Origin of the sequence: Rhodopirellula bahusiensis (assembly GCF_002727185.1) — a bacterium.
GTDB lineage: Bacteria > Planctomycetota > Planctomycetia > Pirellulales > Pirellulaceae > Rhodopirellula > Rhodopirellula bahusiensis.
Genome location: NZ_NIZW01000023.1, coordinates 25,537 through 40,262, shown reverse-complemented (window position 1 = coordinate 40,262; position 14,726 = coordinate 25,537). Strand labels below are relative to the sequence as shown.

Here is a 14,726-nt window from a genome sequence, read left to right as displayed (position 1 = left end):
CGCGATCGCGGGGCTAGTCTTCGAAGACGGGTGGCGGTTCGATCGGGTCGCGAACGATTTCGGCGATCTTGCCGTTCTTCTGCAATTCGATGCCACGTCCGCCACGCGATGTCGTTCGGTACTTCGCAGTCGACACCGTTTTCTTGGCACCTCGGTTGGTCACCACGTTCAACAGATCGCGGTCTCCAGTCGAAGGTTTGAACCCGAGCAGTTTGTCGCTCGCCGCCAATTTCAACAGCAGCACGCCTTTACCGGCACCGGACAAGTAGTTGATTTCATCGGCAGGACACACCATCGCTCTTGCGTCCGCCGATACAGCGAGCACGGTTTCCGTTCCGGTGATTGGAACGACATCCACGATGCTGGCACCGGGTTTGACCCGAGCGAACTTACGACCAGCGCGCGTCGTTGGTTCAGCGAATGGCTGCAAACCAAACCGCAACGCATACCCGTCCGTCGACGCGGCGAGAGCGTGCGTCGCGGGGTAGTAGGTGCCCTTCGGATCTTCGCTGATGTCACCCAAAATTCGCGGGTCCATCGAAAGCGCCGCAATGATCCTTTCGCCGTCTTTGAACTTGAATAGCTTTTGAATCGGTTCGCCAAAGCCCGTTGACGCCGGGATGTCGATCATCCGCGCGGTGTAGCAAACGCCGAGGCTGCTAAACAAAGCAATCGTGGATCGCGTGTTGCCTGACACGCACGCCAGCACGGCATCGCCCTGTCGCAGGCGGCTTTTCGAGGGATCAGCGATCTGTTTTTGCCGTTTGACCCAGCCATCCACCGTGACCATGACGTGGCAATCTTCCGCGACGATGAAGTCCTCTTCGGTGTACTCGACTTCTTCGGTTGGCACGACGATGGTGCTTCGTCGTCGTCCAGCGGGAGTGTTTCCGTAGTCCGAAATCAGTGACTGCAGCTCTTCTTTGATGATCGCCCAACGGCCGGACGATGTGTAATCGTCGCGGTCATCGGCCAAGAGTTTGTTGATCTCGTCGACGCGTTTGCGTTTCTTCTTCAGCTCGTCCAGCACGACGTTGATTTCCAAGCGTGCCAAACGATACAGCTTCAATTCCAAGATCGCATCGGTTTGCTCCGCGTCCAATCCATTCGAGGCTTTTACTTTGCGACGAGATTGGGCCGGCGTGAGTTCCTTGACTGGGAACCGCTTCATGATCTTTTCCGCGGCGTCGGCTTTGCCTTCGCTGCTGCGGATGATTTTGATGATCTCGTCGAGAGCATCGAAGATCAACGCGAAGCCTTCGAGGATGTGAATCCGCTTCTCAAGGGCTCGAAGTTCGTTCGTCAGTCGTGCGGTCAGCACATCCAAACGGAAGTGCAGGAAGTACCACAGGATCTCTTTCAACCCGAGCCGTTTGGGCGCGCCGACTTCCGGGTTTTCGGTGGGCGTCAAACAAGTCAGGTTGACGTTGAAGTTGGTTTGCAACGGCGTGTGCTTGTAGAGATACGCGAGCACCTTGTCGGCGTCAGCGTTCTTCTTTAGGAGCAAGTCCACGCGAATGTCTTCGGTCGACAAGTCGCGAACTTCTTGCACGAGAGGCAGCTTGCTGCTGTAAACCAATTCCGCGATGCGTTCGACCATCGCAGCTTTGTTGACACCAAACGGGATCTCCGTGATCCGAAGCGTGTCGCCGGTTCGAGACTTCTCCGCGACTTCGGCGACGCCACGCAGCTTGATCGTGCCGGTGCCCGTCGCGTAGATCTCGCGTAGCTCTTCCTTTGTGTTGGTGATATGCCCGCCGGTCGGGAAGTCAGGACCTTGGATCGCATCACCGGCGACCAATTGGTAGTCCTTGATTTCTGGATTGCCCAGCAACTTCAGCAGCGCGTTGCAAACTTCCTTCAAATTGTGAGGCGGGATGTTCGTGGCCATACCGACCGCGATGCCGGTGGCTCCGTTAACCAGCAAACTGGGAACGCGCGATGGCAACACGACGGGTTCTTCTCGCGTGCCGTCGTAGTTGGGTTTGAACGCAACCGTGCGGCTGGCGAGATCCGCCAAGACCTCTGATGCGATCGGCGTCATCCGGCATTCGGTGTATCGCATCGCAGCGGCATTGTCGCCGTCGATGCTGCCGAAGTTGCCGCTGCCGTCGATCATCGGCGCCCGCAACGAGAACGACTGGCTCATCCGCACGAGCGCTTCGTAGATCGAACTGTCACCGTGGGGGTGGTAGTTACCCATCACGTCACCAACGACCTTCGCACACTTCCGGTGCTTGGCCGTCGCGTCGAGCCGCTGCTGCGACATCGTGTAGAGAATCCGCCTCTGAACCGGTTTCAATCCATCCCGGACATCGGGCAACGCTCGGCTGGTGATGACCGACAACGAGTAGTTCAGGTAGCGATCTTGGGCCGCGAATCGCAGCGGGATGTTTTGAATCTCCGCCAAAAGCGATTCGTCAAACGGATCGACTTTGCCCCGTTTGGAGCGACTGGATGCGGAACTGGAGGTTTTGCGACGTTTCGCCACGCGGAATCAACCTAAATCGTTGGGGACGTTCGTTGTGAAGAGGAGAGCTGTGTCGAGCAGTGAACAGATCGGAACGAAAAAGTGGACTCGCTGATCATTTTGCGAGTTTGGGGGTTATAGCGACCGCGGGGTTGTTAGCGAAACCGCGGATTGCTGCGTTTGATTCACATCGGTCGCCGATTTGGGTTGGAAAGGCTCGTCCGAGTTGGGCGAATCGTGCCTGCTGGGCCGACTTCCCCGTCTTTCGCGATCATCACGCCGCAACTGTATCGGCTGATTTTCCTTCCGATTCCCGTCGAAACCAAATGCCAGACAACTGGTCCGTCGTCGTTCGAGGAGGAACGCGAGATGAAGCGAAATTTGAAAGCAACCGTGGCGATGGCCCGATCAATCACCACTCAAATCACCCGCCGCTCACGCACCATGGCTGCGATTGCCATCGGTACCGCCAGCGTCGCTTTGCTAGCACCCGCCGCAATGGCTCAAGGCGAACACATCGTCAGCTCGCAAGTCATCAGCGACACGGTCGTCGGCTCCAGCGAATCCGGCGGATGTGCCAGTGGTGACTGCGGCGGAGCATCCGGTGCGGTGGGCGTTCAAGGCCGCGAGTATGGACAGCCTGATCTGTTCTACAACTACTACACGCAAGGCCCAGCCAACGCAGCGAACGCACAAATGTACGTGTCGCCTGTGCCGGTTCCTCCCAATGTCGGGCAGACCTACCTGACATATCAGCCTTTGTACCCGCACGAAATGCTTTATTGGCACAAAGACCGCTACCACAACTATTATGACAATGGTCGTGGTATGAACCGCACGCGAGCAATCTATTACAGCCCGCCAGTTCGCCAAGCGGCCAGCAATTTCTACTGGAACACGCTGCGTTTGCCTCGCTGATCCAGCCCACGGCGACGTGATCATTTCGCGAAACTGACTCCCCCCGTCCGTTGTTCACAGCGGAATGTTGTTGCCAAATCCACCGACCTCGAGGATCCCCGAGCTATGAAACGCATCGTCCTTTGTCTCGCCGCCTTGGCCGCTTTCAGCGGCTTGGCCGGTTCGTCCGAAGAAGCCCAAGCAGCTGATCCGTACGCGGTGACCCAAGTTTGGAACCACAACTTCGCTCAAACACGAGCGTGGCACGGCAACTACTACTACGCCCCGTACGGTCAGCCAACCGCACTGGTCGTTCCGCCAACCGCTCACCTGCGTCAAACATATTCGTGGGGCGTCAGCCAGAACACGAATCACCCGATCTACCACCAATACGGTCGCAACGCGAGCTCGCCAGGAGCAGCCGCTCCCGGTCGCTTCCAAGCGACACCGAACTGGCCGAGCCACACCGACCAATTCGGCGTGTACTACGTCCGAGGCCCCTGGTGAACAATCACCGGGTGTCGACGAAAACTCACTGAGTCATTCGAACGCGTTCTCGTGTGCGAATGACCGGCAAACGGATGACCTCGGTCGAATCCGTAACAAAACATGACGACATTTCGGGACGGTGTTCCCGCCGAGCCGCCTCGTCCGGGGGTGGTTTGGCGGAGACACCGTCTCGTTTTTTTGTGCGCGGGCTCTATGAACTTTCTGCTTCATGCTTGCGGCGTGGAACTCGATTGCGATTGGGATTCGAACTCGCCGGATTGCCGCTTCACACAAACAGCGGATCCGAACTCTGCCGCTGAATCCGGAACAATCGCTCCATTCCCCGTCGTCCGCGTGTCTTTTGGCCCTCACCGGACGGTTGTTCACCGACGAGCCGGCTCGGTCCGATTCAGCGACCTAAGTTTCAGGGTCACAATCCAGCGATTGCGCAAACGACCGGCAACTCAGCCAGAATCAAAATGAACTCAACGCACGTTTTCAGCCTTTGGAACGTCTGTTCATTTGAGACACAGTCCGAGCATCGAAAAGTGGACCGAACAGGCCGACTTTGCCGATAAGAAGCTTGCTGGATTGAGACGAAAGCATTTTTCCGTCTCACAAATCAAATCTTCTTTGGTGCGTCATGGCTCGCTTGCAATCATCGATCGGATTAGTCACCGGAACCGACATCGTCGGGACTGTCGACCAATTGATGGCGATCAGCGCGCAACCCCGCGACCGGATTCTCGCCAAAACCGAGGAACTGCTCGGGCAACAAAACCAAATTGCTTCGCTGACCGCATCCGTGATCGGTGTGCAGTTGGCTGGCGATGCGCTCGGTTCGTCGGCGTTGTTCAGCAGCAAGAACGCAAGCTCGTCGAATGAAGACGCGCTGTCGGTCTCGACTCGCGACGAAGTCACCAACGGCAGCCACCTCGTTCGTACGCTTCGCACCGCGGCCACGCACAGCGTTTCATCGGCACAAACATTCAGCTCGACCGACGAGGCATTGAGCCTGGCGGGATCGTTGACGCTGAAACCCAGCGGCTTCGTCGACACCAAAGTCAGCCTGTCGCAACTCAACAACGGATTGGGTGTGGAAGGCGGTTCTATCCGGCTGACCGACCGCAGCGGGAACTCCGCCGAAGTGGACTTGTCACAAGCGCGAACGGTCGACGATGTCTTGCAAGCGATCAACGACGCCGATGTTGGCATTCAGGCAACGACATCGGGCGGGAAGATCAAACTGATCGATCAAACCGGCCAAACCTTCAGCAATCTAAAAGTCGAACAACTTGGCACCGCGGAAACGGCGGCCGATCTTGGTTTGCACGGCATCGATGTCGCGGCAAACAGCGTTGATGGGAACGACATTCCGTTGCCCGATGGCGTGGATTCTTTGAACGGAGCCAGCCTCTCGCAATTGGGCGGCGGGAATGGTCTCGGCACACTGACGTCGCTCGACATCGAAACCGGAGACGGCACGTCCGCTAGCATCGACGTATCCGGTGCGACATCGCTCAATGAAGTCATCGACGCGATCAACGGCAGTGGCCTCGACGTCATCGCACGAATCAACGACGCCGGAAATGGCCTTCGAATTCGCGATGTATCCGGAGGTCCCGGCACGTTCGAGATCAGCTCAGCCGACGACACCGCTGACAGCCTTGGTATCGCAGCCTCAACGACCGACGATATCGTGGTCGGCGAAGATCTAAATTTGCAATCGGTGACGCTGGAAACCAAACTCTCCGAGCTCAATTCGGGTGATGGGGTCGGCACAGGCAGCTTCACGATCCGTGACAGCAATGGTGCCGTGGGCGCTATCAACCTGACCGTTGATGAGATTGAAACCGTCGGCGACTTGATCGACCAAATCAATGGACTCGACATTGGCGTCGAAGCAGCGCTCAACGAGAGCGGCGACGGTGTTGTCATCACCGACAATGCTGGTGGAGCAACTTCTCTAAAGATCACCGACACCGGCGAAGGCACGGTGGCTGCGAACTTGGGACTGGCCGGAACAGCGGATGCCGGATCCAGTCTTACTGGTAGTGAATCGCTGACGATCGATATCACCGAAGACGACACCCTGGAATCGATCGTCGAAAAGATCAACGAAGCAGATCGCTACGCGGACGCTTCGATTGTTGCGAACTCCGACGGTACCTTTGGACTGCAGATCCGCAGCAAAAAGGGCGGAGAAGCCGGACGTATCTCGGTGAATTTGGAAGGCGTCGACTTGAATCTTCGGACCAATTCGAAAGGCCAGGACGCACTGATTTCGATCGCGACTGATGGAGGCACAGAACGTTTCCTCACATCGACCGACGGTGTCTTTGAGGATGAGATCAGTGGGCTGAACCTGACCATCAAAGAAGTGTCGGATGAACCGATCACCGTCAACGTCGAAGACGATCCAGACACGATCGTTTCCGCGATCAAACGTTTTGCGGATCAATACAACAAATTGATCGACAACATCGAAGAGGTCACGTTCTTCGACGCCGAAGCGAATGAAGTCGGATTGTTGTTCGGATCAACCGAGACGTTGCGAATCCAAAACGGATATTCGCGACTTTTGACTGGGACGCTTCCGTTGAGCAGCGGCGACTCGATTCGTTCACTCAGCCAAATCGGCGTCCGAATGGATGAGAACGGTGAATTGCAGGTCGACGAAACGAAGCTGAAGTCCGCTCTTGCGACCGACTCCGCTGCCGTGGAAGAGTTCTTCAACAAGACCAATGACGATGACGAAAACATCGGAATGGTTGGGCAACTGAAGCAACTGGCCGACACATACGCCGGTGCTGACGGCGGCATGTTGATTCGCAAGACGCAAACTCTGAGTGCCCACATCGAACGCAACGACGATCGCGTCGATTCGATGAATGATCTGTTGGAGTCTCAGCGAGAACGACTGCTGAAGCAGTACTACGACATGGAACAAGCCATCGCCAAAATCCAGGCGAACACTTCGTCCATCGGCGCGATTGAATACATCGGACCGGTTGGTTCCGAGTGATCCACGCTTCGTCGCGTTCTAGCGACGAGTCAGCATCACAACTACCCGCGCAGCGATTGCTTCGCTACGCCCGACCGCGTCGACTCCTTCGCCGGTCTTCGCTTTCAAACCGATTTGACCAACATCGGTTTGCAGCATCTCAGCGACCACCTCTCGCATCGTGTCGATGTGCGACGCCATCTTCGGCTTTTGAGCCAGAATCACCGCATCGAGATTGTTGATCTCGTAACCAGCTTCCTGCACGCGGCGAAGAGCTTCGACGACAAAGTCGCGACTATCCCGGTCGCGATTGACTTCGGCATCGTCCGGGAACAATCGCCCAATGTCAGGTCCCGCGATCGCGCCCATCAGAGCATCCGTGACCGCGTGCAACAAAACGTCCGCGTCGCTGTGACCGATCGCGTGAAATTCACCGGGAATGTCCACGCCGCCAACTCGCAGCGGCCCGCCTTCGCCCAGTCGATGCGAGTCGTAACCCAGTCCAATTCGAAAAAGGAGCGGTTGAGAAGTGGTCATCGATGGAACCGTCAAAGAGTCAGGATCGAGTGAATTGACGCTGAATCAGCCAGCTTGCAGCTTTCGCAGCTTGTCGATTTTGTCGTCAAAGACCTTTTCGGCATGTTGGATGGGCACGCTGGCCCGTCAGAGTCATGGATGTCGGCCAAGAATGGCCAAACTACAACAAAGTCAACAAGCCGTTCGACGGCAATCAACGTAATGTTTGGACCAGAACAAACCATCCCCCGGTTTCTTGCGTACGTGCCGGACAAGGAACCTCCTGGACCAACTTTCGGATGGGGCCCCGCCCTTTCGCGATCGCTTCCAATTTGGTGTGCTTTCTCGCTCCTCCGCACGTTTTCTCTCCTCGGCTTTTCGAATGCTCGCTTTCTCGAACCTACATTTTCGACGGTCGCGCCGCCTCGCTGCCGTGCCTGCTTTGACAGCGGCAATGCTGGTAGCTGGATTGAACTTCGCCGGCCCGAATGCACAAGTCTCGGCGCAGCCACCTGGGACCGATGCCGTTGATGCATCGGGGGCGGACGCTGGAACGGGTGCCCCGGCCGCCGAAGCGGCGCAGCCCCCCAGCCAGAACGTCGATGGCGGACGGGTCAAAGATGATCCCAAAATGATTGCGGAAACTTTGGCGGAGATGCCAGAAGACGTTCGCAAAGAAGCGGAGGAGACCTACGCGAAGTTCAAAGCGACTCATGAAAAGCTGCTCGAGTCGATGCTGCAACTTCGCCAGTTGCACATTCGATTCAACAACGACATCGACCGCAGCCGCGAAGCCGCGAAAGCCTTCCGGGCGCAGCAGCACGAGACATGGGATCTGATGCAGGAACAAATGGAGAACTCGGTCAAGGTTTTCCGATTGCTTCCCAGTCCCGAAGCGGCCAGCTACATGGTCACGATGGTTCAGCATCACTTCGACAATGACATCTACAGCGCCACGTCCTACGAAGCCGCGGCCAGATTGATCGACATCGGCCAGAACTATCGCTATCTCTTCCTCACCGCCGCTCGCGCCGGGATCTCCAACGGTGAGTTCGCCACAGCTCGCAAGGTCTACGAGACGCTCAAGCCGGACGAGTTGGAAAAGGTCGACATGGCGAACAAGCACTTCTTGGATGAGCTGGAGCGGCAATACAAAGAAGAAATGGAGCTGATGGAAACGATCGATCGGGACGCCTTGCCCCAAGTTCGATTCAAAACCACCCGCGGCGATGTGTTGATGGAACTCTATCCCGGCGAAGCACCATCAACGGTTGCCAACTTCTTGAAGTTGGTCGAAGAAGGCTTCTACGATGGACTGGACTTTTCGCAAGTCGTTTCCAACATGCTCGCCTTGTCGGGAGATTCGACCGGTGACGGACGCGGCAACAGCGGCAAGTTCCTGATGGACGAACATGACCAAGAGAAATCGCATCACGCCCTTCGCGGATCCGTGGTGATGGCAAAGATTCCAATGGGCGAAGGCCGGTTCATCGAAAACTCCGCCAGCTCACAATTTGCGATCTTCTTTCTACCCGTCGCGGGAGCATCCAGTCAGCAAACGATTTTTGGACGTGTGATCGACGGAATGGATCGCGTCAGTGCGATGCGGCGAAAGGACCCGTCGGAGTCCGATGAGAAGAAGCTTCAGCTGCCACCCGATGCGATCATCTCCGCAGAAATCGTTCGCAAAGGACCGGAATTGCCCGAACCGAACTACGTCGACGTCCAAGCTGAACTGAAGAAGGCCGAAGAAGCGGGCCTGATCAAGCTGAAAAAACCGGCGGAATGACCTCACTTTTGCCAGTTTCGCGACTCGCAGACCACCAATTGTTGGTCCGTTCTTTGCAACGGGGTTAGACTGGACGCACCAAACGGCGGCAACAGACGGCCCCGTTCCCACCTCGACGACATCCCACCCTCGCGAACACTTCATGCCCAAACGCACCTCTGCTCGCAATGAGAACGCGCCATCAAGCCAGACGGACGGCGGCCAAGATGCCGTTTCCGAACAGTCGGTTGTGATGAACCAGCGTGCAAGTCGTCGAACTTTTATCCAAAGTGGCGGCATCATGCTCGCCGGCGGCAGCGTCCTGGGGACCAATCTCAGCGTCGCCCGCGGTGCCCATGCTTACGGTGACGATACGCTAAAAATCGGTCTGATCGGCTGCGGCAGTCGCGGTACGAATGCGGTGATCCAGGCGATGAACACCGACGGCGCAACTCGCTTGGTCGCGATGGCGGACGTCTTCGAAAGCAACGTTCAGTCTTCCTACCGAGCCATCAAAAGCAAGCACGGAAAGAGTGATTCGCATGGCCAACGCGTCGATGTCGAGGGAGCTCGATTCATCGGCCTGGACGGCTGGAAGCACGTGCTGCAAAGCGATGCCGACATCGTTTTCCTGACGACTCCTCCTGGCTTTCGCCCATTGCACTTCGAAAAGGCTGTCGAAGCTGGCAAGCACGTCTTCATGGAAAAGCCAGTCGCGACGGACGCCCCCGGAGTACGCCGTGTGCTCGCCGCCAACGAAATCGCTCAGCAAAAGGGTTTGGCAGTCGCCGTTGGTTTGCAGCGTCATCACGAAGCTCGCTATCGCGAATGCATTGAACAACTGCATGAAGGAGCGATCGGCGACCCGATCTTCGCACGTGCCTACTGGAACGGTGCCGGATCCAAACTTCGCCCGCGTCCAAACAACGTTTCCGAGCTGGAATATCAGCTGCGTCAGTGGCAACACTTCAATTGGATCGGCGGAGACCACATCGCGGAACAACACGTTCACAATTTGGACGTGATCAACTGGTTGCTGGGCGAGCACCCCGCAACGGCTCAAGGCCAAGGTGGGCGTGACACGCGATCTGACCAGACGCTTGGTGAAACGTTCGATCACCACATGGTCGAGTTCACTTACTCCAATGACGTTCGGCTGCTCAGCCAGTGCCGGCACGTTCGAGGATGTTGGAACAGTGTCAGCGAACACGTCCATGGCACAAAGGGCAGTTGTGACGTCAGTGCCGCGATCATTCGCGACACGACCGGAAAGATCGTCTGGCAGAGTTCGCAAAAGAACTCCAAGGACAAAGGTTGCCAACAAGCTCAGAACGATTTATTCGCGTCACTTCGAAATGGCGAGATTCCCAACGAAGGCGACTACGGAGCAACCAGCACCATGACCGCGATCATGGGGCGAATGGCGAGCTACTCGGGCAAGATCGTGCGTTGGAACGAGGCCCTGCAGAGCGAGCAATGGCTGGCCGATGTGGACGCGATGCATTCCCTGCGAGACATCGCTCCGGTTCAGCCACTCCCCAATGGCAACTATGAAGTTGCAATCCCAGGCCAAACCAAAGTCATTTAGAAGACGCACCGATCCGAATCGGTGCGATTTTGTTGGAAGTCATCGGCCTGATGACGCTGGCCCACGTCTCTATGGGCAATGTCTTCTACGGAAGACTCGCGACAAACCGGGTCAGCCGGTTGCTGAAGTCTCGCACGTCGGTCCCAACCACTCGTTCGAAATCGATCATTCGTTGACCGGATCGATAGGTTTCAAATGGTGGACGCGTGGCCGTGAAGTTCAGGACATCCGCGAAAGCTTCGGTGTCTCGTTCGGCCAAGTAGAACATCATCGACCATGCCAACGCGTACGCGGTGTGAATGGTCGTTGGATTGCGAAACAGATCGTCGCTCCGAATCATGCGATCGACCCATCGAGCCACCTCGTTGGGGTCGTCCATGTCGATTGTGTCGCGAAGTTGCCGGACGGAATCTGTGTTCACTCGTTCGACCAATCGGGTTCCGGATCGCCCGGAACTCATCGCATCGGGTTCAAACATTTGCCCGATGCCTTCGGTCACCCAGCTCGGCGTGTCGTTCACGCGGCTGTGCACACCGCAATTGAATGCGGATTGATGGGCGGCTTCGTGACGAACGGTGGCGGCAATCATGCTGATCGCCCCGCCGTCATGGGTCATCACTCGATTGCACTTATTTGCGTACAGTCCCGCGACACGAGAAACATCGATTCCCAAACGAGCGATCTCGTCATACATCGCTCTCGCGTCCGGCAAAACAACCGCGACCATCGGGAATCGGCCTTGGCGGACTTTCACGCCGCGACGTTCCATGTACGTGACAAACGATCGATGGCATTGCTCGAACATTTTGGGCCAACGGTTTCCGCGGCCTTTGGGTTGCACCACCAAGAAATTCTGTGTGGCGATGACTTCAAACTCTCGACCAAATTCAGCTCGCAATCGATTGCGGAGCTCGACCGAGGATGTGGGGTGAAATTGCCCGCCAATCGACCGCATCGCCTGCGACTTGTCCGCTCGACTGATCGTGTGCAGCCATCCGTCTCGACCAATGACCAGTGACTCGGTCTGCGACTCGATCAGATGCAGACCGCTTTGCCAGCTGTTTCCAACTCGAAACTCAACCAACCCGGGCCGAATGGAAGGAGTCACCGATTTCGATGACACCAAGTGCTTGGCAGGTTCAGGCGAAGCCGGTGCGACGGGTTCACCAATGGCGTCGCCGGCTGACATTCCGCCCAAAACGATGGCAGCAATCAACGCGACCGCTCGCTTCTGAGACGAACGAACCCCAGTGAAAGGCGTGAGGCATCGATGTTGGGTGCCAGAGGGCCCGATACTCAACATTTTCGCGACGGTGGTGAAAGTCATCGACATGATGGAAATCAACGGCGAGGAACAACGCAGGAATACAACCGAACCGTTGATGCCCCGCAACACCCACGCGATCTACTCAAGCCTAGGTTAAGATTGAAGGAGCGGGCGGACGGTCAACCTTTTTGAACGGAAGGTTCCTCATACCCTCGCGGTTGTAACGCCGACTGTTTGATATTCAGTTCAAAACTTATCTCGAAAGCTTGACATGCACCGTTTTTACATCGCGTTCCAACGGCTTGTTCCGATTGCGGTGACCTTCCTGGCACTCTTGCTGCCCGCCTCCGTTGGATCCGTTGTGCTTGCACAGGACGCTTCCGATGCGACGGACCTGGAACTGGAGGTTCCACTTTGGATCGCGGAATTGGATGCTGACGAAGCGCAGACGCGAAGAGCTGCCGAGCAGAAGCTGATCAAAGCGGGTCCGAATGCTTCCGACTATCTCCCCGCGATCCTTGATGACCTGTCCATTGAAGCTCGCGAACGCCTCAATCGAGTCCGTGCGGAATGGGCGAAACGGAAAGCGGAGACGCATGTCGAAGCTCAACTGATTCGGATGCAAAACGCCAAAACGCTCGGTGAAGCTTTGGAAGCGATCTCAACCGTCAGTGAAGTTGAATTCGATCTCGAATCCGCCGGCCCGGGAGTGGATCCCAATCAATCGATTCAAGCTCCGCGTTCGCCGTTGAACTTTTGGCACGCGGTCGATCATGTGCTCGATCAAGCCAACTTGGACATCAATTTCTACGGCGGCGATCGAACGAAGTTGATGCTGATCCCGCGGAAGGAAAACCGCCCGTCTCGTGTCGAGTCGGCCGCGTACATCGGGATCTACCGACTTGAACCCACGGTGGTAACCGCCCGACGTGTTTTGCGTTCGCCAGAACTGAGTGGGTTGAACTTGAATTTATCCATCGAGTGGCAACCCAACCGAACTCCCATTGGCCTGTCACTGCCAATCAGCGCCGTCAATGGAAAACTCGATTCGGGCGAAGCATTGGTTCCTCAAACAAGCGGCGAGACCATCGACATCGCGACGAACAGCGAGATGGCCCAGAGCGAATTCTTCCTGCCGTTGCAACTTCCAAACCTTCCGGCCGAACGAATCGATCGCCTGTCCGGAACTCTCACTGCGATGATCCCCGGTCGACGGGAAGAGTTCGCGTTGGATTTGAATGAGACCGCCGCGTCCCATACCGAAGACCAAATGACGGTTTCCATCGAGGCCGTCCGCGATGCTGATCCGCTTCGCGAAATTCGCGTCGGTGTTGAACTTGACTCCGCTGGCCGATCGCTTGAAAGCCATCGACAATGGATCTTTGAGAATGAAGCCTATGTCTTGTTGGAAGACGAAACGCGACTGGATCACTTGGGATACGAAGTGTTTCGTCAAACCGACTCAGGCGTCGGCATCGGATACCTGTTCGACTTTGGTGCCGCTGGATCACCGCCACCGGGATCCAAATTGATCTACGAATCACCGACGTCCGTTGCCCAAGATGCCGTCGACTTCATCCTCAACGACATTCCTACACCTTAGCAATGAGCATGAAACAAGTGCCGGTTCGACACACCGCCAACCAACTCCCATCATTTTGCGAGGCGGATGCACTTGCTACCTAATAATTGGCCGGTGAGAAGCGTTAGTTCGGTGAGGAATGCCCGTTCGTTTCACATCGTGCTTTGCACCGATCAGTGATCCGTCGATACCCGTCCAACCAAAACATGACCAATGACGATCAACATGGAACATTTTCGCAACGGTCTTCTTCTTATCTTGCTTTCCATCGCAGGATGCGGTCAGCAGTCCAGTCAATTCTCTACCAAGCTTGACTTGGTGAGCGAGCAAGCCGTTCAGGAACGAACGGCAGCAGCTTTCTCAGTTGCTCAAACTCCGAACCGAAGTTCGGAGATTGATGAGGCTGACTCTGGGGCATTGGAAGACGATCAAACAAGCAAGGTTGCAAAATCAAATCGCCGAATCGTCTACAACACGCATCTTTCTCTGGTCGTGAAAGAATACGCGATCTTCGAATCAGAATTGCCGGACCTTGTCGATCAGCATGGGGGTTTCATTTCCAATAGCGAAACGAATCGCCGCTACAACAATCGACAGTCTGGACTGTGGGTTGCTCGGATACCAGTCGCAAACTACGTGGACTTCCTTCAAGGCGTCACCGGATTGGGATTCGCCGAATCTCGCACCGAAGACGCTCAAGATGTCACTGCGGAGTTCGTCGACGTTGAGGCGAGAATCCGAAACAACAAGAAGCTGGAAGAACGCATCATCACCATGCTCGAGGAACGAACCGGAAAGCTTTCCGATGTCTTGGAGATCGAACGTGAACTATCACGTGTTCGCGAAGAAGTCGAACGCATGGAAGGACGCTTGCGAGTACTAGCGGATCGTTCTTCTTTGGCGACCATCACGATCAAGTGCCGCGAAGAAAAGGAGTACGTTCCTCCGGCGTCACCAACATTCAGCTCACGGATCCAAATGTCATGGTCGGAATCCATCAACGCGATGAAGCAGACCGGTGAAAACATAGCCATCGCCGCAATCGCGGTCCTGCCGTGGTTGTTCGTGTTCGCCGTTCCGATTCTGGTGAGCGTTGCCGTGGGCAGACGCATCCTTCGCAAGCGATCGAAGTAGCAGCGAACACG

Annotated in this window: 10 protein-coding genes; 7 read left to right on the top strand and 3 right to left on the bottom strand. The window is 56.3% G+C overall.

Annotation, left to right across the window (positions count from 1 at the left end):
• Positions 1-13 precede the first annotated feature (13 nt).
• Entirely contained in the window at positions 14-2,491 is a 2,478-nt protein-coding gene (locus tag CEE69_RS24360) for a DNA gyrase/topoisomerase IV subunit A (protein WP_099263213.1), read from the bottom strand.
• Between the two features lie 150 nt (positions 2,492-2,641).
• Between CEE69_RS24360 and CEE69_RS24355 the strand changes: the two genes are divergently transcribed.
• The 3 genes from CEE69_RS24355 (at position 2,642) to fliD (ending at position 6,881) form a co-directional block, all read left to right on the top strand.
• Positions 2,642-3,388, top strand: coding sequence for a hypothetical protein (locus CEE69_RS24355; protein ID WP_233215590.1), 747 nt, complete (start codon positions 2,642-2,644; stop codon positions 3,386-3,388).
• A gap of 105 nt (positions 3,389-3,493) precedes the next feature.
• The gene (locus CEE69_RS24350) at positions 3,494-3,874 is read left to right on the top strand and encodes a hypothetical protein (protein WP_099263212.1); all 381 of its coding nucleotides are present in this window, start codon (positions 3,494-3,496) and stop codon (positions 3,872-3,874) included.
• Positions 3,875-4,499: 625 nt separating this feature from the next.
• Positions 4,500-6,881 carry a flagellar filament capping protein FliD gene (fliD, locus tag CEE69_RS24340; protein ID WP_099263210.1) on the top strand — a complete coding sequence of 794 codons (2,382 nt, stop codon included), beginning with the start codon at positions 4,500-4,502 and terminating at the stop codon, positions 6,879-6,881.
• Positions 6,882-6,899: 18 nt separating this feature from the next.
• Here the strand turns inward: fliD and ispF are convergent, their stop codons facing one another.
• Positions 6,900-7,397 (bottom strand): 2-C-methyl-D-erythritol 2,4-cyclodiphosphate synthase, encoded by a 498-nt coding sequence (ispF, locus tag CEE69_RS24335; protein WP_099263209.1) that lies wholly within the window; start codon positions 7,395-7,397, stop codon positions 6,900-6,902.
• Between the two features lie 433 nt (positions 7,398-7,830).
• Between ispF and CEE69_RS24325 the strand changes: the two genes are divergently transcribed.
• Positions 7,831-9,165 carry a peptidylprolyl isomerase gene (locus CEE69_RS24325; RefSeq protein ID WP_233215589.1) on the top strand — a complete coding sequence of 445 codons (1,335 nt, stop codon included), beginning with the start codon at positions 7,831-7,833 and terminating at the stop codon, positions 9,163-9,165.
• A 142-nt stretch (positions 9,166-9,307) separates the two neighbouring features.
• Entirely contained in the window at positions 9,308-10,732 is a 1,425-nt protein-coding gene (locus CEE69_RS24320) for a Gfo/Idh/MocA family protein (protein WP_099263207.1), read from the top strand.
• Positions 10,733-10,817: 85 nt separating this feature from the next.
• Here CEE69_RS24320 and CEE69_RS24315 read toward each other — a convergent pair whose 3' ends face one another.
• Positions 10,818-12,128 carry a DUF1570 domain-containing protein gene (locus tag CEE69_RS24315; RefSeq protein WP_099263206.1) on the bottom strand — a complete coding sequence of 437 codons (1,311 nt, stop codon included), beginning with the start codon at positions 12,126-12,128 and terminating at the stop codon, positions 10,818-10,820.
• A gap of 142 nt (positions 12,129-12,270) precedes the next feature.
• Here CEE69_RS24315 and CEE69_RS24310 point away from each other — a divergent pair, with 142 nt between their 5' ends.
• Together CEE69_RS24310 and CEE69_RS24305 are read left to right on the top strand one after the other, a co-directional pair.
• Positions 12,271-13,602, top strand: coding sequence for a hypothetical protein (locus CEE69_RS24310; protein WP_099263205.1), 1,332 nt, complete (start codon positions 12,271-12,273; stop codon positions 13,600-13,602).
• A 204-nt stretch (positions 13,603-13,806) separates the two neighbouring features.
• On the top strand, positions 13,807-14,715 hold the full coding sequence (locus CEE69_RS24305) for a DUF4349 domain-containing protein (RefSeq protein ID WP_233215587.1): 909 nt from the start codon (positions 13,807-13,809) through the stop codon (positions 14,713-14,715).
• Positions 14,716-14,726 lie beyond the last annotated feature (11 nt).